This is a genomic window from Ruegeria sp. SAZD011 (assembly GCF_059612545.1).
Genome location: NZ_JBXWQU010000020.1, coordinates 22,121 through 43,679, shown reverse-complemented (window position 1 = coordinate 43,679; position 21,559 = coordinate 22,121). Strand labels below are relative to the sequence as shown.

General features: G+C 59.5%; 26 protein-coding genes and 1 tRNA gene. 22 read left to right on the top strand and 5 right to left on the bottom strand.

Going from position 1 to position 21,559, the window contains the following annotated elements; translation table 11 throughout:
• Window positions 1-6 precede the first annotated feature (6 nt).
• The 14 genes from AC2FLM_RS06570 to AC2FLM_RS06505 all read left to right on the top strand — a co-directional run bounded on the left by AC2FLM_RS06570 (window position 7) and on the right by AC2FLM_RS06505 (window position 8,290).
• A complete protein-coding gene (locus AC2FLM_RS06570; protein ID WP_496856891.1) occupies window positions 7-789 on the top strand; it encodes an ABC transporter ATP-binding protein in 783 nt (260 codons plus the stop codon).
• 32 nt (window positions 790-821) lie between these two features.
• Window positions 822-1,592 carry a transporter substrate-binding domain-containing protein gene (locus AC2FLM_RS06565; protein ID WP_496856665.1) on the top strand — a complete coding sequence of 257 codons (771 nt, stop codon included), beginning with the start codon at window positions 822-824 and terminating at the stop codon, window positions 1,590-1,592.
• 9 nt (window positions 1,593-1,601) lie between these two features.
• The gene (locus AC2FLM_RS06560) at window positions 1,602-2,354 is read left to right on the top strand and encodes an ABC transporter permease (protein ID WP_234140126.1); all 753 of its coding nucleotides are present in this window, start codon (window positions 1,602-1,604) and stop codon (window positions 2,352-2,354) included.
• Window positions 2,351-3,139, top strand: coding sequence for an ABC transporter permease (locus tag AC2FLM_RS06555; protein ID WP_496856663.1), 789 nt, complete (start codon window positions 2,351-2,353; stop codon window positions 3,137-3,139). Before AC2FLM_RS06560 ends, AC2FLM_RS06555 begins: the two co-directional genes overlap by 4 nt.
• Window positions 3,140-3,217: 78 nt before the next feature.
• Entirely contained in the window at window positions 3,218-3,697 is a 480-nt protein-coding gene (locus AC2FLM_RS06550; RefSeq protein WP_234140125.1) for a UPF0262 family protein, read from the top strand.
• Window positions 3,698-3,700: 3 nt separating this feature from the next.
• On the top strand, window positions 3,701-4,159 hold the full coding sequence (locus AC2FLM_RS06545) for an arsenate-mycothiol transferase ArsC (protein ID WP_144084117.1): 459 nt from the start codon (window positions 3,701-3,703) through the stop codon (window positions 4,157-4,159).
• Window positions 4,156-4,554, top strand: coding sequence for a ketosteroid isomerase-related protein (locus AC2FLM_RS06540; protein ID WP_496856661.1), 399 nt, complete (start codon window positions 4,156-4,158; stop codon window positions 4,552-4,554). The genes AC2FLM_RS06545 and AC2FLM_RS06540 overlap by 4 nt, the downstream gene beginning before the upstream one ends.
• Entirely contained in the window at window positions 4,547-5,140 is a 594-nt protein-coding gene (locus AC2FLM_RS06535; RefSeq protein ID WP_496856659.1) for a GNAT family N-acetyltransferase, read from the top strand. Before AC2FLM_RS06540 ends, AC2FLM_RS06535 begins: the two co-directional genes overlap by 8 nt.
• Window positions 5,141-5,163: 23 nt before the next feature.
• Window positions 5,164-6,060: a carbon-nitrogen hydrolase family protein gene (locus tag AC2FLM_RS06530; protein WP_496856657.1), complete on the top strand. Its 897-nt coding sequence runs from the start codon at window positions 5,164-5,166 to the stop codon at window positions 6,058-6,060.
• 70 nt (window positions 6,061-6,130) lie between these two features.
• Window positions 6,131-6,349: a translation initiation factor IF-1 gene (gene infA / locus AC2FLM_RS06525; RefSeq protein ID WP_005978431.1), complete on the top strand. Its 219-nt coding sequence runs from the start codon at window positions 6,131-6,133 to the stop codon at window positions 6,347-6,349.
• Window positions 6,350-6,359: 10 nt separating this feature from the next.
• Entirely contained in the window at window positions 6,360-6,938 is a 579-nt protein-coding gene (locus AC2FLM_RS06520) for a Maf family protein (protein WP_496856656.1), read from the top strand.
• Window positions 6,935-7,957, top strand: coding sequence for a ribonuclease E/G (locus AC2FLM_RS06515; RefSeq protein WP_496856654.1), 1,023 nt, complete (start codon window positions 6,935-6,937; stop codon window positions 7,955-7,957). The genes AC2FLM_RS06520 and AC2FLM_RS06515 overlap by 4 nt, the downstream gene beginning before the upstream one ends.
• The gene (locus AC2FLM_RS06510; RefSeq protein ID WP_234140119.1) at window positions 7,954-8,136 is read left to right on the top strand and encodes a DNA gyrase inhibitor YacG; all 183 of its coding nucleotides are present in this window, start codon (window positions 7,954-7,956) and stop codon (window positions 8,134-8,136) included. Before AC2FLM_RS06515 ends, AC2FLM_RS06510 begins: the two co-directional genes overlap by 4 nt.
• Before the next feature lie 79 nt (window positions 8,137-8,215).
• Window positions 8,216-8,290: transfer RNA gene (locus AC2FLM_RS06505), tRNA-Phe, on the top strand.
• A gap of 144 nt (window positions 8,291-8,434) precedes the next feature.
• Here AC2FLM_RS06505 and AC2FLM_RS06500 read toward each other — a convergent pair.
• Entirely contained in the window at window positions 8,435-10,042 is a 1,608-nt protein-coding gene (locus AC2FLM_RS06500) for a reverse transcriptase domain-containing protein (protein ID WP_496856652.1), read from the bottom strand.
• Window positions 10,043-10,356: 314 nt separating this feature from the next.
• Between AC2FLM_RS06500 and AC2FLM_RS06495 the strand changes: the two genes are divergently transcribed.
• Window positions 10,357-11,649 (top strand): DUF4365 domain-containing protein, encoded by a 1,293-nt coding sequence (locus AC2FLM_RS06495; protein ID WP_496856651.1) that lies wholly within the window; start codon window positions 10,357-10,359, stop codon window positions 11,647-11,649.
• Window positions 11,649-13,094 carry an argonaute/piwi family protein gene (locus AC2FLM_RS06490; RefSeq protein WP_496856649.1) on the top strand — a complete coding sequence of 482 codons (1,446 nt, stop codon included), beginning with the start codon at window positions 11,649-11,651 and terminating at the stop codon, window positions 13,092-13,094. The genes AC2FLM_RS06495 and AC2FLM_RS06490 overlap by 1 nt, the downstream gene beginning before the upstream one ends.
• Window positions 13,095-13,189: 95 nt before the next feature.
• Here the strand turns inward: AC2FLM_RS06490 and AC2FLM_RS06485 are convergent, their stop codons facing one another.
• Together AC2FLM_RS06485 and AC2FLM_RS06480 are read right to left on the bottom strand one after the other, a co-directional pair.
• On the bottom strand, window positions 13,190-13,408 hold the full coding sequence (locus AC2FLM_RS06485) for a hypothetical protein (RefSeq protein WP_496856648.1): 219 nt from the start codon (window positions 13,406-13,408) through the stop codon (window positions 13,190-13,192).
• Window positions 13,409-13,473: 65 nt separating this feature from the next.
• Window positions 13,474-13,692 carry a helix-turn-helix domain-containing protein gene (locus tag AC2FLM_RS06480; RefSeq protein WP_496856647.1) on the bottom strand — a complete coding sequence of 73 codons (219 nt, stop codon included), beginning with the start codon at window positions 13,690-13,692 and terminating at the stop codon, window positions 13,474-13,476.
• 199 nt (window positions 13,693-13,891) lie between these two features.
• Between AC2FLM_RS06480 and AC2FLM_RS06475 the strand changes: the two genes are divergently transcribed.
• From AC2FLM_RS06475 to AC2FLM_RS06465, 3 genes are all read left to right on the top strand, one after another.
• Complete coding sequence (locus tag AC2FLM_RS06475; protein ID WP_496856646.1) at window positions 13,892-14,398, top strand: GIY-YIG nuclease family protein; 507 nt, start codon at window positions 13,892-13,894, stop codon at window positions 14,396-14,398.
• A gap of 286 nt (window positions 14,399-14,684) precedes the next feature.
• Window positions 14,685-14,915 carry a hypothetical protein gene (locus AC2FLM_RS06470; protein WP_496856645.1) on the top strand — a complete coding sequence of 77 codons (231 nt, stop codon included), beginning with the start codon at window positions 14,685-14,687 and terminating at the stop codon, window positions 14,913-14,915.
• A 215-nt stretch (window positions 14,916-15,130) separates the two neighbouring features.
• On the top strand, window positions 15,131-15,322 hold the full coding sequence (locus AC2FLM_RS06465; protein WP_496856644.1) for a hypothetical protein: 192 nt from the start codon (window positions 15,131-15,133) through the stop codon (window positions 15,320-15,322).
• Here AC2FLM_RS06465 and AC2FLM_RS06460 read toward each other — a convergent pair.
• On the bottom strand, window positions 15,319-16,584 hold the full coding sequence (locus AC2FLM_RS06460; RefSeq protein WP_496856643.1) for a tyrosine-type recombinase/integrase: 1,266 nt from the start codon (window positions 16,582-16,584) through the stop codon (window positions 15,319-15,321). The two genes, AC2FLM_RS06465 and AC2FLM_RS06460, sit on opposite strands and share 4 nt — an antisense overlap.
• Window positions 16,585-16,714: 130 nt before the next feature.
• On the opposite strand from AC2FLM_RS06460, the gene AC2FLM_RS06455 reads away from it, so the two are divergent.
• Window positions 16,715-17,692, top strand: a complete 978-nt coding sequence (locus AC2FLM_RS06455) for a hypothetical protein (RefSeq protein WP_496856641.1) — start codon at window positions 16,715-16,717, stop codon at window positions 17,690-17,692.
• A 14-nt stretch (window positions 17,693-17,706) separates the two neighbouring features.
• Here AC2FLM_RS06455 and AC2FLM_RS06450 read toward each other — a convergent pair whose 3' ends face one another.
• On the bottom strand, window positions 17,707-19,161 hold the full coding sequence (locus tag AC2FLM_RS06450) for a DNA cytosine methyltransferase (RefSeq protein ID WP_496856640.1): 1,455 nt from the start codon (window positions 19,159-19,161) through the stop codon (window positions 17,707-17,709).
• Window positions 19,162-19,278: 117 nt separating this feature from the next.
• Here AC2FLM_RS06450 and AC2FLM_RS06445 point away from each other — a divergent pair, with 117 nt between their 5' ends.
• On the top strand, window positions 19,279-19,983 hold the full coding sequence (locus AC2FLM_RS06445; RefSeq protein ID WP_496856639.1) for an HhH-GPD family protein: 705 nt from the start codon (window positions 19,279-19,281) through the stop codon (window positions 19,981-19,983).
• A 342-nt stretch (window positions 19,984-20,325) separates the two neighbouring features.
• Entirely contained in the window at window positions 20,326-21,480 is a 1,155-nt protein-coding gene (locus tag AC2FLM_RS06440; RefSeq protein WP_496856638.1) for a tyrosine-type recombinase/integrase, read from the top strand.
• Window positions 21,481-21,559 lie beyond the last annotated feature (79 nt).

The following is a 21,559-nucleotide window of genomic DNA, read 5'->3' as shown; positions in this document are numbered from 1 at the left end:
CAGGAACTGACGCCCGACGCGGGGGCCGCCAGCGATTTGGCGGGGACATTGCTGATCGAGGATTTGCATAAATCCTTTGGCGATCTCGAAGTGCTCAAGGGCGTGTCGCTGACCGCCAACCGGGGCGATGTGATCGCGATCATCGGCGGCTCGGGCTCGGGCAAGTCGACCATGCTGCGCTGCATCAACTTTCTGGAAACTCCCAGCTCGGGCCGGATCGTGATCGGCGGCGAGGAAATCCGCATGCGCGCCGATGGCACCGCTGCCGACCGCAAGCAGTTGGAGCGGGTGCGCACCCGGCTGGCGATGGTGTTCCAGTCGTTCAACCTGTGGACCCACCGCACCCTGCTGGAAAACGTGATCGAAGTGCCGGTGCATGTGCTGAAAGTGCCGCGCGCGCAGGCGATCGAAAAGGCGCGCGCGCTGCTTGCGCGGGTGGGCCTCGCCGAGAAGGAGGACACCTATCCGTTGTTCCTGTCCGGCGGTCAGCAGCAACGCGCAGCCATCGCGCGCGCTCTGGCGGTGGACCCGGCGGTGATGCTGTTTGACGAGCCGACCTCGGCGCTGGACCCCGAACTGGTGGGCGAGGTGCTGGGCGTGATGCGTGATCTGGCTGCCGAGGGACGCACCATGCTGGTGGTCACGCATGAGATGAACTTTGCCCGCGAGGTCGCTGACCATGTGGTGTATCTTTATCAAGGCCGGATCGAGGAGCAGGGGCCGCCCGACCAGATCTTTGGCAGCCCGCAATCCGAGCGGCTGAAACAGTTTCTGAAATCCATCAACTGAACCCCAAGAATGAAAAACAGGGAGACCAACATATGAACATCAAGACATCGCTGCTGGCCGGTCTGGCCGCATTGGCCCTGGGCGCGGGCGCCGCGGCCGCCGAAGAGGTCAAGATCGGCATCGCGGCCGAACCTTATCCGCCCTTCGCCTCGCCCGATTCCGCGGGCAACTGGGTCGGCTGGGAGGTCGAGGTGATCGACGCCGTCTGCAAGGCCGCCGCACTGGATTGCGTGCTGACGCCGGTCGCATGGGACGGCATCATCCCCTCGCTGACCGGCAAACAGATCGATGCCATCATGGCCTCGATGTCGATCACCGAAGAGCGGATGCAGACCATCGATTTCTCGAACCCCTATTACAACACGCCCGCCGTGATCGTGGCCGACAAGTCGCTGGATATTGATGCATCGCCCGCCTCGCTGGCCGGGAAGATCATCGGGGTGCAGGCTTCGACCATTCACCAGGCCTATGCCAACGCGTATTTCGGTGATGCCGAGATCCGTGTCTATCAGACCCAGGACGAGGCCAATCAGGACCTTTATGCCGGTCGTATCGACGCCACCCAGGCCGACAGCATCGCCATGGCCGATTTCGTTGCAACCGATGCGGGCCAGTGCTGCGAGATCAAGGGCAACGTGGCCAATGACGAAGCGATCCTGGGCAAGGGCGTAGGCGCCGGAGTGCGCAAGGGTGACGATGCGCTGCGCGAGGCGCTGAACAAGGGTATCGCCGCGATCCTCGCCGATGGCACGCACGAGGCGATCACCGCGCGTTACTTCACCGCGCCCATCTACAGCGAATAATCGCAGTCGATGGAGGGGCTTCTGGACCTGCTCGGCCTGGCGAAAAGCGCCGAGCTGTTGTCGCTGTCACCACCGGGCTGGGGGATGAACCTGCTGCGCGGTCTGGGCAAGTCGCTCCAGATCGCGTTCGGGGCCTTTGGTTTCGGTCTGGTGATCGGGCTGTTCGGAGCCTATGGCAAGCTTTATGGCGGGCCGGTCATCCGTGACCTGCTCGCCATTTACACCACCGTTGTCCGGGCCGTGCCCGAACTGGTGCTGATCCTTATTCTCTATTTCGTCGGCACCGACCTGATCAACCGAGCGTCCGAGGCGCTGGGATATGGCCGGGTCGAGATCAGCGGCGTTGCCGCCGGTATCTGGGTGCTGGGCGTGGTTCAGGGCGCCTATTCGACCGAGGTGCTGCGCGGCGCCATCCTGGCGGTGCCGCAGGGCCAGATCGAGGCGGCGCGCGCCTTTGGCATGCCGCCGGTGATGCTGATGCGGCGGGTGACCATTCCGGCGATGCTGTCCTTTGCCCTGCCGGGGCTGGCGAACCTGTGGCTGATCGCCACCAAGGATACCGCGCTGCTGGCGGTTGTGGGCTTTAGCGAGCTGACACTGGAAACCCGGCAGGCGGCATCGAGCACGCGGGCCTATTTCACCTTCTTCCTCGCCGCGGGCGCGCTGTACCTGATGGTGACGCTGATGTCGTCCGCGCTGTTCCAGCTGCTTGAGCGGCGGTCGCGGCGCGGGCAGCCCTCTCTCAAGGGGGCGGGCCGATGATGCGGATGATCCGTCCGATGCTGATGCCGCACCGGCTGGTGCTGATCGCGCTGGCCGTGGCGCTGGTGGTATGGTGCGCCCTGACGCTGCGCTGGGATTGGCTACCGAAGTATCTGCCGCTGGCGATGGAGGGGCTGTGGCGCACTGTCTGGCTGCTCGCGGCAAGTACATTCCTGGGCTTCCTGCTGGCGGTGCCGCTGGGTTTTGCCCAGGCGGTGGGGCCCTGGTACCTGTCGACGCCTGCGCTGGTGTTCTGCACCCTGATCCGGGGCACGCCGCTGCTGTTGCAGATCTGGCTGCTCTATTACGGGTTGGGTTCGGTCTTTCCCCAGATCGACGGTATCCGAGACAGCGTGTTGTGGCCCTATCTGCGGCAGGCCTGGCCCTATGCTCTGCTGGCCCTCACCCTCTCCTTTGCCGGGTACGAGGGTGAGGTGATGCGTGGAGCATTCGCGGGGGTCAACCGCGGCCAGCTTGAGGCCGCGCGGTCCTTCGGGATGCCTCGTTTCACCCTTTTCCGCCGCATCTGGCTGCCGCAGGCGATCAACAACGTGCTGCCGACGCTGGGTGGCGAGACCATCCTGCAACTGAAGGCAACGCCGCTGGTGGCGACGATCACGGTGGTCGAAATCTTCGCAGTATCGTCGCGGGTGCGGCAGGACACGTTCGTGATCTACGAACCGCTCCTGTTGCTGGCGCTGGTCTATATGGTCATCGCGGGGCTGATCGCGCTGGCGTTCCGCTGGCTGGAGAACCGGGTACCCACGCGGCGCCCCGGCAGCTGATCGCGCGTCACGACACGTTGCCCATCACAAACCCATGGTGTAGGTCTGTCCCGATCTATCGAACAGGCACCCGTGACGATGAGCCGTATTTCTCATATCGAGCTGGATGACAGCAACCTTCCCCCGCCCACGCCCGAGATCGAGCAGGAGCGCAAAGTCGCGATCTATGATCTGCTGGAGGAAAACAGCTTTGCCCTGCCAGCACGCGACGACCGCGCGGTGCCAGACGGGCCCTACCGGGTGAACCTGTCGATCCGCGACAAGCGGCTGGTCTTCGATATCCAGACCGAGGACGAAGAGAAGGCGGCCGAATTCCACCTGTCGCTGGGCCCGTTCCGGCAGGTGGTCAAGGATTACTTCCAGATCTGCGAGAGCTATTTCAACGCGGTCAAGACCCTGCCGCCCAGCCAGATCGAGACCATCGACATGGCCCGGCGCGGCATCCACAACGAGGGCAGCCGGGTGTTGCAGGAACGGCTGGACGGCAAGGCCGAGATCGACACCGACACCGCCCGGCGCCTGTTCACCCTGATCTGCGTTCTGCATTTCGGGGGCTGAATGGTGCACCCGCTTCCGCAGTCGGTCCTGTTTTGCTGCGACCACAACGCGGTCCGCTCGCCCATGGCGGAAGGCATCATGAAGAAATTCTATGGCACCGGCACCTATGTGCAATCCGCCGGTGTTCATAACGACATGGAAATCGACGGGTTCTGTATCGCCGTCTGCCAGGAGATCGACGTCGAACTGGCGCGTCACCGGTCGCGATCCTTCGACATGATGCAGGAATGGGGTGACGACCTCAGCTCTTTCGATCTGGTGGTGGCGCTGTCGCCTGCCAGCCAGCGCCGGGCGCTTGAACTGACCCGTTTTTTTCACCTCGATGTCGAATATTGGCCAATTATGGACCCTACCGGACTGGGCGAGACGCGGGCGGAGAAGCTACACCACTATCGTCAGACCCGCGATCAGATCATCAAACATCTGAAAGAGCGCTGGGGAGAGCCAACGGAGAGATCATGAGCGAGACCGTCAAACGCTATTTCGACGCCTTCAACGCGGGCGATGTGCAGGGCATGCTGGACTGCCTGTCCGAGGATGTGGCCCATCACGTGAACGAGGGCCAAATCCGTGTCGGCAAAGAGAAATTCGCCGAATTCTGCGCCCATATGAACCGCTGCTACAAAGAGCTGTTGACCGACATCGTCGTGTTCGAGGCCGAGGGCGGCACCCGCGCGGCGGCGGAGTTCATCGTCAACGGGACCTATCTGCAAACCGATTCCGGCCTGCCCGAGGCTCATGGCCAGACCTATCGTCTGCCGGCGGGGTCGTTTTTTACGCTGACGGGTGACAAGATCTCGCGCGTGACGACGTTCTACAACCTGGCCGATTGGGTGAAACAGGTCTCGAATGGCTGAGGTGACCGAGGTTCGGGCGCTGACCGGCGCGGCGCTGGACGCCGCGCTGGACGATGTGGCCCGGCTGCGGATTGCGGTGTTCCGCGCCTGGCCCTATCTTTACGACGGTGACCTGGACTATGAGCGGAAGTATCTGCAAGCCTATCGCAACAGTGATCGGGCCATCGTGGTTGGCGCCTTTGACGGCGACCGGTTGATCGGCGCCTCGACCGGCATGCCGCTGGCCGATCATGCCGATGATTTTGGTGCTGCCTTTGAGGGTACCGGTCTGACACTGGAGGAGGTGTTTTATTGCGCCGAATCCGTGCTTTTGCCCGAGTATCGCGGCCACGGTGTAGGCCACCGCTTCTTTGACCTGCGCGAGGGCCATGCCCGCGCGCTGGGTTTTGCCAAATGCGCCTTTTGCGGCGTGCAGCGCCCCGCCGATCACCCGCTGAAGCCCGACAGCTATCGCTCGCTCGATGCATTCTGGCGCGCGCGGGGATATGAGAAACTGCCCGGAGCCGTGGCGCATTTCAGCTGGAAAGACCTCGATCAGGACCACGAGACCGACAAGCCGCTGCAATTCTGGCTCAGGGAACTCTGATTCCACCCTTGGAGAGACCGCAGATGAAAATCGCCACCGCCGCCTATCCGCTCGACTGGCTCGACAGCTGGGCGCAATACGAGGACAAGCTGGCCCATTGGGTATCCGAGGCCGCGGCGCAAGGGGCCGATCTGCTGGTCTTTCCAGAATACGGCGCCATGGAGCTGAGCACGTTGGCCGGGCCTGCGGTCGCTGCCGATCTCGAAGGGTCGATCCGCGCGGTCAGCGAGCGGATGGAAGAGGCGGCGACCGTGCACCTGCAGCTGGCCGCGGAACATGGCGTGCATATCCTGGGTGCATCGGCGCCGGTTGATCCCGGTGCAGGTCGTCCGGTGAACCGGGCGGAACTTTACACGCCCGCCGGAGGACGTGACCATCAGGACAAGCAGATCATGACCCGGTTCGAGCGCGAGGATTGGGACATCGCGCCCGGCGGGCCGCTGAAACTGTTCGACACCGCTCTGGGTCGGATCGGCGTTTTGATCTGTTATGACAGCGAATTCCCGCTGTTGGGCCGGGCTTTGAGCGAGGCCGATATCCTGCTGGTTCCGTCCTGTACCGAGGCATTGGCGGGATACAGCCGCGTTCGGATCGGTGCGATGGCACGGGCGCTGGAAAACCAGTGCGTCACCGCCATGTCCTCGCTTGTGGGTGACAACGACTGGTCCGAGGCGGTGGACCGCAATACCGGCATGGGCGGCATATTCGGCCCGCCTGACAAGGGCTTTCCCGGCACCGGCATCCTGGCCGAAGGACAGATGAACCGGGCTGGCTGGACCTATGCCGAGGTCGACTTGTCGGCCATCGCCCATGTGCGCGCCGATGGCGGTGTCCTGAATCGTAGCCATTGGGTCGAACAGGACGGGCGGGTCGGTTCGGTCACAAACTCTTGCCTGCGCGCAAAAGCACCCTTGAATTAGGGGGGAAATGAGCGCATTTAAGCGCCAGTGCCTGCGGATTCCGCGGGCTAAACGCAATGATGGAGACAACATGGCCAAGGAAGATACGCTCGAATTTCCCGGTGTCGTGAAGGAACTCCTGCCCAATGCGACGTTCCGGGTCGAGCTTGAAAACGGCCATGAGATCATCGCGCATACGGCAGGCAAGATGCGCAAGAACCGCATCCGTGTTCTGGCTGGCGACAAGGTGCAGGTCGAGATGACCCCCTATGATCTGACCAAGGGTCGGATCAACTACCGCTTCAAGTAACGCCTTTCGCATGGCGTTCATTCTCGGATCGGGCAGCCCAAGGCGGCTGGACCTGCTGGCGCAGCTTGGCATCACGCCGGATGCGGTGCGCCCACCCGAGATCGACGAGACCCCGGCCAAGGGCGAGCTGCCCCGCACCTATTGCACCCGCATCAGTCGTGAGAAGGTGGCCGCCGTCGAGGCCGGACCGGACGATATCGTGCTGTGCGCCGATACCACCGTGGCGCTTGGCCGTCGTATCCTGGGCAAACCGGCAGACGCGGTAGAGGCGGCCGAGTTCCTGCATTCGCTGTCCGGGCGCCGGCATCGCGTGATCACCGCTGTGGCGGTGCGACGCGGTGGCCGTCTGTGGGAGCGGGACGTGGTAAGCCAGGTCAAGGTCAAGCGACTCTCGGACCCCGAAGTGAACCGGTATCTCGCCACTGACGATTGGAAGGGCAAGGCCGGGGCTTATGCCATTCAGGGCCCGGCTGGCGCGTTCATTCCATGGATCTCGGGTTCGTTCAGCGCCATCGTCGGCCTGCCGCTGGCGGAAACCGCCGCCCTTCTGGCCGCTGCGGGACATCCTAAATTCAAAGGTGACATATGAAGGGCCGCACCATCGTACTGGATCATATCGCCGGACGCGAGGCTGCGGCGCTGATGGTCGATGGTCAGCTGGACGATTTCCTGATCGCCAGCGATGCGCCGCCCCCCGGAACCATCTATCGCGCCCGCGCCGATCGCCCCGTCAAGGGTCAGGGCGGAATGTTCCTGACCACCCCCGATGGCCCGGCCTTTCTGCGCCAGGTCAAGGGGCTGGCCCCCGGCGCCCATCTGCTGGTGCAGGTCACCGGCTATGCGGAGCCGGGCAAGGCGATTCCGGTCACCGCCAAGCTCTTGTTCAAAAGCCGTTATGCCATCGTCACGCCCGACGCGCCGGGCCTGAACCTGTCGCGCAGCATCCGTGACGAGGCCGAGCGCGACCGCCTGCTGGAAATCGCGCATGATGTGATGGAGGGCCATGGCTTTGGCCTGATCCTGCGCTCGTCTTGTGCCGAGGTCGCGGCCGAGGTGATTGCCGAGGATATCGAGGCGATGATCTCTCAGGCCCGGCAGGTGCTGGAGGACGATGGCAAGGGTTGCGAGACCCTGATCGAAGGCGACGGCCCGCATGTTCTGGCCTGGCGCGACTGGACCGATCCGGCCGAAGTGGTGACCGAGGCCGGCGGGTTCGAGGATCATGGCGTGCTCGACGCGCTGGAGCGGGTGCGCGGCATCGCCGAGCCACTGCCGGGCGGCGGCCACCTCTATATCCAGCCCACCCGCGCGCTGGTGGCGGTGGATGTGAACACCGGCAGCGATACCTCGCTTGCAGCGGGTCAAAAGGCCAATTTCGCCTGCGCGAAACTGCTGCCGCGCGCCCTGCGCGTGCGGGGCCTGGGCGGCCAGATCACGCTGGATCTGGCGCCCATGGCCAAGAAGGACAGGCGCGGGTTCGAAGCCGCCCTGCGGGCCGCGCTGAAGGCCGATAGCGAAGAGACCACGCTGGCCGGCTGGACCCCGCTGGGTCATTACGAACTGCAACGCAAGCGTGGTCGGGTGCCGGTGTCGGAGGCGCTGTCATGAGTTGCCCGATCTGCGGGTCCGAAACCGTTCCCGCCTATCGTCCCTTCTGCTCGAAACGCTGCGCCGATCTTGATCTGGCCAAGTGGTTGAATGGCTCCTATGCGATCCCGTCTTCGTCTGAAGAGGAAGACGAAGCCCTTGATGATGAGGCCGAAACTCAGGCCAAGCTGCGGCACTGAAAAAACTTGAAAAAGCCTCTGGACACCGCCTCGGCCACGTCCTAGAAGGCCTCCACCCAGCGGCAGAAGCCGTTCCCGTGCCCGGGTAGCTCAGGGGTAGAGCAGTGGATTGAAAATCCTCGTGTCGGTGGTTCGATTCCGCCCCCGGGCACCATAAATACTCAATCAAAGCAAGAAGTTATTCCTTTTCATGCGAGCTGTAGCAGCAGCGCGCTTTGCTGTGGGTATCATTTGGGTAGCATTTACGAGCTAAACCTAAGACCTTTGCAACCGAACGAAGAAAGTCCCTATCGGGTTATCACAGCGTTGACTCCCACGCTTTCAACTCTGAGATCGCAACAGCGAGCTGCCTTTGTGGAGAAACACTTCCATCTTTCGCAACATAGGCGACCGGGCCACCTTTATGGATGATACCCAGAACCTCATGATCCTCGTTCATCAACGGGCCTCCAGACATGCCCTGCCCAAGCATCTGAGAAACCTCAATTAACGGAACTGCGCTTCTTGTCATCAAGGAGCTTATGCTTCCCCTTCTAACGTTGAGCCGGTCACCGGGGCCGTAGGTTGGAAAACCAGCGGCAAGAGTAACTGCACCAGTTGTCGGGGAACCCGCGTATGCCTCCAACTCAAAATATTCCGTCGACGCTATCGAGTGTTCGAGAATTGCGAGGTCGCGATGCGAGCAAATATGCTTTACTTCTACCTTGAACCGGTTTGAGGTCCTCAATGGATGAAAAACCTCGATCTCAGATGCCCCATCGACACAGTGCGCTGCGGTCACCAGACCGACGCCCTCAAGGAAAAATGCGGTTCCTGTGTCGTCATTGGTTTCCACCACCCATATAGCGCGATCCGCTCTCTCAGTCTCTGTTGGGTGGACCTTGATAGGATTTTTGGAAAAGCACTGATTATAGCGTTTGGCCAGACCTCGAAACACGGGGTCGGATTGTCCCTTCACAAATCCGACCCATGAAATTTTGCCCTGAAGGTGGGCTTGAATGCTGCGGGGTTTTCCCAAGCGCTTACCCAGTTCCGCCTGCGCCGCTACAGGTCCAAACTTCTCGATCTTAAACAGTGCGGAGCGGATGTTGCGGACATACCTCCGGTCCACGTTGAGACCTTCATTAATCTTGATCCCCGTTGCCATCCTGCGTGAGTTCTTGTCCGCGTAGTGAATCTTCTCAGGATTCAATTCAAACCCGTTGTTCCCAAGAATAGAGAGCAAATCGCCTGACAACTTTTCGAGGGGCAATCTCCCGGAGTCTGGGCGGTCGCCTTCGAACAGAGCCGTCGGAGGCTGAAAGCTCGAAAGCGTAATGTCGTCAGCGTATCGCGTGTAGAGCAGTCGATGCTCTTTAGAAAAGCCCATCAGGGACTTATCAAGCCGGAAGCAGATCATGTTGGAGATCACCGGGCTAGAGGGCGCTCCCTGCGGCAAACAACCATTATTCGTGCAAAGTCGGGCAATAGTTTCCGCCACATCGGAATCCATGCCGATGCTCTCAAGCAAGCCTTGCACGCGGGCTTCTGTGATTGTTGGGAAAAAGTTCTTTATGTCTACGTTGAGGATGAACTTGCGACGCAAATGGGACTCGGCATTTGACCTTACGGACCTATCAGCGACAAACCCATGAACAGGTTTACGAGGATGATATAGATCAGAAAGACTGCGAGCGATTTTCTGTTGCAGCATCTTCAGGCGATAATCAGGAGCGCTGATTAATCGAACTTTTCCTGACCCTTTTGAGATGTTGAAGTGTGAATACATCCGATGGCGAAACCACCAGATCTTCTTTAGCTCTGCCGGGGAGACGCCGAGGTGTTTGAGAAGTTCACTCTTTGATGACAGTTCAAGTGGGATTTTTGCCCGGCTCGTGCCGCCAAATAAATAGAAAGCGCTAGGCACGAGGTTCCCCCTCCAATCACGCCATGTGCACGAAGCATAATGTGGCGCGCACGATTCTTGTGTAGACGTTTGCTCTTAGGCCGCAGTTTCGACAGCCCGTTTGCGAGGGGAAACCTCGTAGGGGGATCGTTGCTCAAATTTTCATAACGTTCAACTCAAAATGGAATGAATATCAGTAGGTTGCAGCAAGTACGGTGCCCGATCTATGTGCGGCCTTGCTTTGACGATGGCCGACTGATGAGATTGAAATTGTCGGGAACACAGCCTATGGTGCTCACCTGCCTAGCTACAACAAGAACTAGTGGTGCCGTGTCTTGGTCAAGAAAATCCATGCGTCGGGGATAAAAGGTGAACAAGGGATAGCGCACATCCGCAAGGTTGTGGCCGCGATGGAGTACCTGTTCTACGAATCCGGTGGGGTCGAAGCTGGTATTGACGGTTCCATTGAAATCCGCGACCCGGAAACGGGCGAAGTTGCCAACCAGATTGTCCAGTTTCAGAGCAAGGCAACAGGCAATCGGTTGCCCGGGAATAGCAGCGGCGGATTTCACTGGCCCTGCGACGAGCGCGACATCGACTATTGGACGTTCGGCACCGCGCCGGTGGTCCTGATCGTAGTCGATCTGACCGCAGACCGTGCCTACTGGAAGGATGTGCGCACTTGGTTCAGCGACGCGCAGAACAGAGCCAGCCGCAAGGTGCAGTTCGACAAGACAGCCGACCTGTTCACCGCCGACGCCGCGAGGGCGTTGCGCGAGGTGGCTGCCACTGCACGCCCGGGCAGCTACTACTCGGCCCCACGTCGAACCGAAGAATTGACGACCAATCTGCTGCGCGTCTCGGCTATGGCGACGAAGCTCTACTGGGCACCGACCGACGCCAAGAGCGTGGCCGAGTTCTGGCGCAGGGTGAAGGAACACGACCCTTATCCGCCTGGCGAAGCAATCCTTCGCGGCGGGGCGGTCCTGTCGTTCCGCAATCTAGACGAGTCGCCGTGGCGAGAAGCCTGCGACACGGGCGCTATGGAAGAGTTCGACACTGAGGAATGGGCGCTGTCGGACGACCCGGACAGGGAACGAGATTTCGTGGACCTGCTTAACCGTGCCATGAAAGAGATGGTGCGTCGCGATATGAGCTATGACCGCGACCACTACACGCTGTATTTTCGCCCGAATCCCGGCAAGCGGGATCGCAAGATAACTTACTTCGCAGAAAAGAAAAATGCCGACCGCTTTGTCGCTAAGCAGTACAAGGGTTTCTGGCGGCACTCGGCGTTCAGTTGGCAGTTCATTCGTATAGGGGACGAGTGGTTTGTGCAAATTACGCCGACCTACCACTTCACTTGGGACGGCAGGCAGAGGGACAAGTTCGGCGGCGAACATCTGTCAAAAATCAAGCGCATGGAGTGGAATCCCGATGTTCGCGGCCAATTTGGCATGTGGCGAGCCTACCTCTGCGCGGACGTACAAGAGGATATGTTTCGGCAGGCATATCCGTATCTGACACTCGCTCCCGCCGAGAAGCTGGTGGCAGACTTCGGAGTGCCCGACGACCTTTGGAAGCCGGTGCGCGCCACCCCGCCTGACACGGAGGGCCTGCTCCTTTGATGAAGTTGTCACATCTGCCTGAACCTGAGTTGGAATTTGGGCAGGCACATCGTCACATCGATATTCGGTTCGGCTTGATGGACTACGGCCCTCTGGACGCAGGACAGACCGGTGCCCCTTCTGCCGTTCGTGTCGGCCTAATAGGCGACACAGAGACGGTGGAGGGCACTCAGGGCTGGTTCGCACGCTGCGCCATTGGCATCGATGGCAAGGCCGAAACCCGACTAACCAACCTATATCCGCCCTTCCCCGGTTGCACGGCTGACGGCCCGTTCCGCGTGCCCTTCACCTGCGACGAGCAGGACACCCGCACGATACCGTCGAGGGCCTTTAACAAGTTAAAGAACACCAACCCACTGGACCTCGCAGATCGCTACGCCGACCTGTTTGTCGCAGAGTTGCGGGCGCTAGCCGAAGGGAACACTCAGCCAGACGTGGTGTTGATCGGCCTGCCGGTAGACGTAATCGCTGCGGTGAACGTGACCGGCGACGATGATGACGTGGTAGAGGGAGCGGCTACACCCTCCGGTGTGGACTTCAGAGCGCGGCTCAAAATCGCAGCTATGGAATTTGGTATACCCATCCAGATCTTCTGGCCCACGCTGTACGACCCGACAATCAAGATTCCTAGGAAGACGAAGGCTGATAGTTTCCGCGAGGTGCAGGAGGACGCAACTCGCGCATGGAACTTGTTCACGGCGCTTTACTACAAGGCGGGCGGCCTGCCTTGGCGTCTTGCGCGGGACTCCCGGCAGATGCGCTCTTGCTTCGTGGGGATCAGCTTCCACGAGTCACAACGTGGCGAGTATCTGGAAACCAGCACTGCGCAGATGTTCGACGAGCGCGGCGAAGGCATGATCCTGCGTGGTGGACGCGCCGCCAAGCTGTCGGACGACCGGCGGCCCTATATGACAGAAGCTCATGCGCACGATCTGCTTTCCCGCTCGATGCAGGCATACTACGACCAGCATTCGCAGTATCCGGCGCGCGTTGTGCTGCATAAGACTTCGCCCTTTCACCGGGAAGAAATGGCAGGTTTCGACGCCGCCGTAGAGGAATGTCGGATCGATAACTTGGATTGCATGGCAGTGGCCCCATGCGCCTTCCGCCTGTTCCGTAATGGGCAGTTCCCGCCCTTGCGCGGCACGCTGATGCGCTTGGACCGTGACCGGGCGGTGCTGTACAGCCGGGGCGGGGTGGATTTCTTCAAGACCTACACCGGCATGTACATTCCCAAGCCGTTGATGATCCGGTCGCAGGCCCCATCGCAGCCGGTGACCCACAATGCCGCGGAAATACTGGCATTGAGCAAGATGAACTGGAACAATACCCAGTTTGACAATCGAGACCCAATCACAATTGCAGCATCACGTAAGGTTGGAAAAATTCTCAAATATGTTTCTGAGGGTGACCGGGTCCAAACACGATACAGCTTTTTTATGTGATGAATGGACTGTTATTCTGTTCGCACAATTCCTCGGTGCACTAAAAAAGGCGACGCAACAGCGCCGCCTCTAAATCGCCGGAAATGGGTGTGCCCCTACTTTGTTTGCGCCGATGGCGCAGTCAGAGCCCTCCGTGCCTCCTTTTCGGCAGCAGACCCTTTCGCCCATTGCCACGGGGTGCGCGGTTTCCTCGCCTTCGCCAGTTCGGGGTTCGCCTTGGCGTCGCTGGCGGCGGCGCGCAGGCGTTCGCGAGCCTCGCGCGGGTCGATCTTGAGTTCGTCGCAGATGGCCTTGAGCGTCACGATATCGGTCATGTCGATCTCCTAAGTTGCTGATGCAGATCGATAAGACGCAAGATCGGAGCGTGTCAGGGATAACCCTAGTACGGCTTGAAGATTTCCGAGACGTCCACACCGAGTGCCTTGGCGATGCGCTCGACCACCAAGATCGACGGGTTGCGCTTCCCGGTCTCGACGCCGCTCAGATAGGTCTGGTGAATGTCCGCGCGATGGGCGACCTCTTCTTGCGAAAGGTCCTTCTCCCTCCTGATCCTCTGGATATTTCTCGAAACGCGCGATTGAATTGACATGCGCGGCATGGCGCATGGCGGTCACGCTCTCGACCATAGACTATGAGTCATATTCGACTTAGGCTGACGGAAGGCCCGAAGTCACTGGCGACATTCAGGAATGCAGGAAGAGGCAGGGGGACGTGCGCCCTCGTGGTTGACTCATAGTCTATCTGACGAGGCGAGGGCCGTCCTGTCGCCAGAGACCCTGCTGCTGCCCGATCATGTCTTGGATTTCATCGACCGGCACGCGATCACGCACGGCGTCTATGGGTGGTGGTTTGACTACGGCTTGCCTCTTGTGCCGAGAGACGGATGTATCGAGCGTGACGGGAAGCACCTGCTCTATATTGGCATTGCACCCCCGAAAGACCGGCCAGTGCGGCGAGATGGGCCAACACCTTTGAAAAGCAGGCTTTGGCGCAACCACCTACGCGGGATGGTGCGCACCTCGACCTTGCGTTTGTCGCTTGCGGCCCTTCTTGAGCAAGAGCTTGATCTTGCGTTCTGGCGCGACAAGCGAAACCGCGTTCGGATGGACCGCCACCACGAAGACAAGCTATCGGAATGGATTGCCACACACGCCGCGATCTCGGTCGTCCAGCATGACGAACCGTGGTCCCTTGAGGAAACGCTCATCAGGACCGGGCCGCCCTTGCCCCTCAACCTGAGCATGTCCGGGCATCCGTTCAGATCGACGCTGAGCGACCTGCGCCGCGTGCTGGGGCGAAACTGACTGCGCCTGCAAATAACCCCGAGGATCGAGAGCGAAACGCGCGCGCGGCGGCGTTGTGTTGAGCCAGGAACGCCGGGGCGTGCCTCGGACATGGTGATACCGTCGCAATCCCGGCTGGCGCGCTGTGCGCCGCGCCCATAGCGATCATCCCGACATCTGCACGGACGCGGTGCATCGGCATGGCTACCCGTGTGGTCTCCCTCGACCGAACGGGAATTACCCTGACGGGCGACGGTCCCCGATCTTATTGCGCTGGCATCGAAACCAGCTAGCGAGGAAATCGGCGATGACGACCAAGGCAACATGGGCCTTCAACGGCCAGACGAAAACCATCTTGGGCAACTGGCACCGTCTGTGGTGCCTGCTGTTCGGCCCGTTCTACTACCTGTTCAAGGGCATGTTTCTGTGGGCGATCTTGTCGTTCTTCACGCTCAACGGCCTGTGGGTCGGCTTCCCACTGTTCAATCGCGCCATCGTGCTGCGCCACTACCATCGCAAGGGGTGGGTGCAAGATTGACCGCCCGAGCAGTTTGCCACCCGAGTGGAACCCGGCGCGTGATACCGAAACCCTGCGCGAATGCGGACTGCATGAAAAGGCACGGCAATTTGGGTCCGGCTCGCATCCGACAGACTGATAGATAGTCAACGGGTCGGTTCGAGGCGTTCCGCGCGGTGCCCTATGCGGCGCAGTCACAAGGCGACCACAGGGGGATGGGGGGAGGCGTTTTTTTAATGGCGCGCACCCTGTGGACAGACTGGGGGGCATATCGACTGCCGAGATTTTCGGCCCTGAGCCGCTGCCGCCCCGAAATGAAGTTGCTCAAGCTTCTCATCTTTCTCACCGATTACGTGACAACCTTGGATTTCGATGTTGCTCACGATATTTCTGAGAATGTTGATCAGCTTGAGCATCTTCGGCGCTAGGACTCGGCGAGTTTCCAAATCCACGTCTTCCCCTTCTTCTCGGACTTCACACCCGCCTCGCGCTTTGCCCGGTTCAGTGTAGGGCGCGAGATTTCGGCGTCAGCGGCCCGTATGAAAAGCTCCGCCGAGGGCATCGGCCCCTTTGCCAGCACCTCGCGCAGGAACTCGACTGCCCGCGCTTCCTCGCTCTGGTCATCTTGCCCCTGTCGCTCAAGATCATCGGCGGAATAGTGGGTGGTGCCGCGCCATTCGATCACCGGCAGCATCGCCATGTTGGTGGACATTGTGCGGCGCAGGTCATGAATGATCCACGGCTCCGTGCCCTCGGGCAGTGCTTTGTCCAGCCGATCCTTCAGGCGACCGAAGCCCGATACAGGCGACTTGCCGGTGGTCGTGAACACATAGTCGGAATTGAAGAACCTCGGCGTCCTGCGCAACACCTCAAGCATCGCGTCGGTGATCGGAACCGTATGTTGCCTGCCGTTCTTAGCCCGCGATGAAGGCAGCGTCCAAAGTCGTTTTTCAAGGTCCAATTCCGACCAGCGCATTTCAGCGATCTCGGCGCGTCTCTGGCCGCTGAGCATTAGGAGCCTCATGCAATCACCGAAAGGATAGCCTTCGTCGCCACAGACCGCCCACAGCGCGCCCAGTTCATCGTCGGTCAGCACGCGCTCGCGCGGTTGTTCCTTGGCCCGTGGTTTCATCCCGGAAATGGGGGAGGCATCAATAATCCCGCTTTCAACACACCAGCTCATGAGATGCTTGAGGTGGGCCAGCGCGCGGTTCGCGCTGACCGGGGCCGACTTGCCGATCACGTCGCAGGCTTTCACGACATCAGCGCGCTTGATCTCGTCGATCCGTCTGCCATGCAAGTTGGTGAATTTCGCCAGCAGGGCTTCCTTGCGTTTCCAGTCGCGGTTGTGAACCTTGGCGTGCTTCTCGATGTAGTCGGGGATTACGTCGCCCAGCGTGGGCTTAGTTTCGACTTCAATGCCGGTGCGATCCTCGAAGTGACCTGTCTCGATTTCGTAAAGAACCTGTTGCACCCGCTTCCGCGCATCAGCCAGTGATATGATGGGGAACCGCCCGATGGTCAGTCGCCGCATTTTGCCGTTGATGCGCTTGTGCAGGCAGAACGTCTTGGTGCCGGACGCGCTGATGCGCAGGACAAGACCCGGCATCAACTCGTCCCGAAAATCGAGACGTTTCGACGGATCGGGCTTCTGGCCCTCGATGAATTTGGTGGTGAGTTTGCGTTTCATAAGCCCATGATAAGATGGGCGGACAAGCCGCGTCAGGGACAACTCTAGACCAATTGAGATAGCTTGAAACCAAACGTTCAAGCCCTGCCTAAAGGTCAAGCATGGTCTTGAACGTTCTGGAGATTTCGAGATGATGCAACTGTACCACGGCTTGGAGGACAGTATGTCATTTCCCCTCTCTGATCTTGCAGGACCCAATTGGCGGACATTGATTGACCAGCTTTACTTGAAACTGAAAGCAGAGATGCAGGGGAACGATGGCTTCGTGCGCCGGGTAAAGGTTGCGCGGGAAGCGCAGCGCAAAGCGGATATCCAGAGCGCGATTGGCCAATTTCGGGGACTAAACGACCTCACCAAGCTAGACGTTGCCGTTGATCAACTGGCCGATAAGTTTCTGAGCATCAACAATAGCTATTCGCAAGAGCTATATTATGATCACCTGCCGGCGCTTGGCGATGGCGTTCTCAACGCTGGTAAACCTGAAATCGCCCTAATTTCTTCTTTCTTGGCTGATCCTCAAGCATCAGAGACGGTTAAGGATCGCGTAAGGGCGCTGGTGGCCCGCGTCATTAACGAGTCCTTGTCGCAGGCCAACAAGAGTAACGCTGGCGAGGCTGGTGAGAACCTTGTCCGCGCGATACTATCTGCGGCGGGTCTCACTAAAGACACGCACTATCGCGAGCAATACAAATCAAAATCTGGTTCTGACACTGACTTTGTTTTCCCCTGTGTTCCCGATCAGCAGGATCAAAAAGTGGAACTGTTCATGGCTGTTCAAATGAGTAGCAATGACCGCGCACGGCTAACCGCAAGCGAATTGAAGATCGGTGGAAAACCTTTTGTGTTCAGTGGAAATGGGCTTAAGGCGAGCAAGAAAAAACTCAAGGATATTGGCGCCCAAATTATAGAGAGCCAAAAGGCGAACAAGGTGAACCTTGTCTGCTACGGACCAGAGCTTAAGCGAGAAATTGATCGCCTAAAGAAAGCAGAAAAAGCCACCGCGAATGATGCCAAGAAGAAAGAATTACGCGAGCGTAGGGATTATTTTGAAAATTATACTTGGAGCATTGCTGAGTTCGCGGAGCACGTAAAGAAGCGGTTCTCTTGAGAGACGTAAGGCGCTTAAGCTTGATACCTATCGAGAATTGCGCGGAAATGCTTGCCAACCGCTTCGGCAAGACCGACAGGGACCGCGTTGCCGATCTGCGTGTACTTTGGAACCTCGCGGTCGAACAGGCCTTCGAGGGGGTTCCCTGCGCGACGTAGGCCCCCGGTCGTGCGCTTCCCGGCGAACTGGTACCAATCAGGGAACATTTGAAGACGTGCCCATTCGCGCACCGTCAACGCGCGCGGCTGGCAGAAATGCACGTAATCATCTGCGAGCGAAGTCGCCGTGATGTTTGGCTGGGTATTTCCCCACCGGGCACGCAACACGCGCTGCGAGAATTTCTTGGTTTGAAACTGCTCCGGGATTTCCCCGTCGTTATCCAGCATGTGCTGGAACTTCGCGACGATATTCGGCTTGTGCTTGCTGTACTCCTGTTCCGTTAGGGTAACGGTCTTGGAGTGGAACCACGAGGGGGCTGTCCTGAGCTTGCGCTGTAGATCGTTCTGCGGTGCCCTCGGATAGGCCTTCGTGACGAACGGGCCTTTCGGGAAATCACCGCTCGCGAGGATGCCGGGGATACTTTCGTCGATCAGGTCACCGAGCAAGTCGATCAAGTCGGGGAAGCCACCCGTGGGCCGTGGTAGGAAGCCGCATTTCACCGCGTCCTCGGGGTGAGCGGACGGGTCAAGGAAATCGCAGGCCTCCAGAACGTCGTGCCGCACACCCACCAGCAGCACTCGGGGCCGGTTCTGCGGCACCCCGTAGTCCTTGGCTTTCACGAGCGAGTACCGAACCGTGTAGCCCGGTATCGAACGGAATTCCGCGAGAACGTCAGGGAAGATCTTGTCCGTACCTCCGCGGGTCCACTTGGCGTTCAGTAGCCCTTGAACGTTTTCGAAAAGGAAGATGCGGGGACGCAGACGCCGGATGACATGCGCCATGCGCACGAACAGGTGGTTCGACGGCAGGTCGGCCTTGTCCACGTCATACGAGCGACGAATGCCGATACCCGAGTAGCCTTGGCAGGGCGGACCACCGGCCAGCACGTCAAGGTTCGACCCGGCTCCCGCGCGTTCGGTCGCGCCCTTGTCGAACGACAGGCCAAGCTCGGGCAGGTTCTTGAGGTCGGCAACCAACTGGTCCAGACGCGGGCCACTTAGCTTGTTCGCATCGTTGCACCGAAGGTCCTCGTTGGCAGAGAAGTGCATACCCCCGAGGACGTGGTGCCGATTCTTGAGATATGTCGCCATCGCGTCCGGGTTCAGTTCATTCACGAACACCGGCAGGAAGTCCGCGTTCTCGAACCCCATCGATAGGCCGCCACAGCCCGCGAACATGTCCACCATGTGCATCGGGCGACGGTTCGACCCCGTTATGGGGGCCGAGTCATCCGTTGCGAGGTCACGGGGTGTGGTGGCTGTTTCGAGCATGTTCCAGAAGGTCAGTTGTTGTGGTTTCAGATGCAGCATATCTTGTTTGGGCACCGGTGTGAACGACTAAACCTGCCCGATTGTCGTGCTTCCTGACTAAGATAGTCTTAACGCGACAGGCAACAGAGAAAAAGAACGAAAAAAGAACACGCAGAGATGCCCGAGCACGATAGCTCCCAAGCCCTGACGCCATTCGAGAAGCGCACGTTGACCCGCCTGCGAGGTGTCTTGCTTTCGTGGTGGGGCGAGCACGGGGAAGCATTCCCGTGGCGTCGGTCCGAGGCCAGCATCTACGAGCGCGTCTGTGTGGAGGTTCTGCTGCAACGCACCCGGCGAGAAACCGTGTCGGCGATCTACGCTGACTTTTTCGAACGTTTCCCCGACTGGCACGCCCTTGCATCGTGTCCCGAGGAGGAGCTTGGCAAATACCTCCAACCCCTCGGCTTGTGGCGTAGAAGGGCTGCCTCGCTAGGCGCGCTTGCCCGGTATGCCGACGAACATCGTGGCGTTTTCCCAAGCACCGAGAAGGAACTAGCAAGGGTGCCAGCAGTCGGACAGTACGTTGGCAATGCCATACTTCTCTTCCAGCACGACAAGCCGCGTCCGCTGGTCGATGTCAACATGGCCCGTGTGGTCGAGCGCGTCCTGAGACCACGCCGCCTTGCGGACATACGGCATGACCCTTGGTTACAATCAGCCGCGGCTTGGCTAGTCAGGTCATTGCCGGTGGAGACCAACTGGGCCGTTCTGGATTTCGCGGCCAAGGTTTGCCGTGCGCGCAACCCCCGTTGCGACGAGTGCCCACTGGCGCGCCAATGTTCCTTCGTGAAGGTCTCGAGAAAAGGCAAACAGACGTCATGATGCCCCCATGGGTATCGCTGGGGTAGCAGGAGCAGCGTGCTTGAATGTTCCGGCGTGAGACAGGTCGAGACATTCTGCCATGCGCAAACGTCAAGATTTTCAATCGGCTACGTTGCAGGTTGAGCGATCCTGAAACAGAGTGCGCGGATCACAAGGCTAATTGAAAATCCTCGTGTCGGTGGTTCGATTCCGCCCCCGGGCACCATTAACTCAGGACATGACTGAACATATCGGCCCTTAAATAGCCGATAAATAAAGATAAAAATATCACATTTGCCTCAACGCTGAACATTGTGGTATATAGTTTCACACGTATCAGGGTGGGCCAAAAGGTGGGCTAAATTGACGGCCTCCAACGCGCTAACGCAGATGAAGGCAAAGAACTTCGGCAAGGGCAAGTATGCCGACGGTCGAGGCTTGTGGCTGGTGAAGTCGCGCAAAGATGCCGGGAAGTGGATCCTTCGAATCGTGATCGACGGCAAGCGCCGGGAAATGGGGCTCGGTGCATGGCCGGATGTGTCGATTTCTGAGGCTCGCGAGAGCGCCAGTGAGGCACGCAAGAAGCTCCGACAGGGTACCGATCCCATCCAAGACCGACGTACTCAAAGATTGCGGTCAAATCGTTTGACGGTAGCCGATGCGGTGCAGGGGTGTTTCGAAGCGCGGCAGGCCGAGCTCAAAAGAGATGGCAACGCCGGACGTTGGATGTCGCCTCTAGCAGTGCACGTGTTGCCCAAGATCGGCAGCCTGGCGATTGAAGATGTCGACCAGCACGAGTTGAAGCGCGTGATGGAGCCGATCTGGCACGAGAAGCCTGATACAGCCCGAAAAGCCATGAACCGAATGAACCTGACCTTGAAACACGCCGCCGCGCTAGGGCTGGACGTAGACCTTCAGGCGGTCATGAAGGCACAAGCACTGCTCGGAAAACGAAGGCATACAACCAAACACATTCCATCACTGCCATACCAAGGAGCTCCGGCGTTCTACAAATGGCTATGTGAGAAGCCGTTTGTATCGGCGTTGGCGTTGCGCTTTCTTATCCTGACCGTGGCCAGGACCAGTGAGGTGCGATTTGCTACGTTTTCCGAGATCGAGCGTGATGTCTGGGTCATTCCGCCCGAAAGGACCAAGACGTCGAAGGAACACCGGATTCCGCTTTCCGAGGCTGCATTATCAGTGATCGATCGCGCGCGCCAGGAGCCGGATCAGGAGTTGTTGTTTCCAACAGCTCGCGGCAATCCGATGTCAGACGCGACGATGAGCCGGTTAATGGAACGGGAGGGGTACGATGCCCGCCCGCACGGATTTCGGGCAACGTTTCGCACTTGGGTGGAAGAGCAAACTGACACGCCCTATGAGGTAAAAGAGAGTGCGTTGGGACATCAGATTGGCAGCGAAGTCGAACGTGCATACCAAAGGTCCGATCTATTGGATAAACGTGTGCATCTTATGCGCGATTGGGCAGAGTTCCTCGGGATTGGAGTGACCAGTTGAGCCGACCAATGCGCTGGCGGGCAACTATTCATGGTTGAGTGCCGCCTTCAGAAGGGTATGATAAGCTGAGGTATAACAT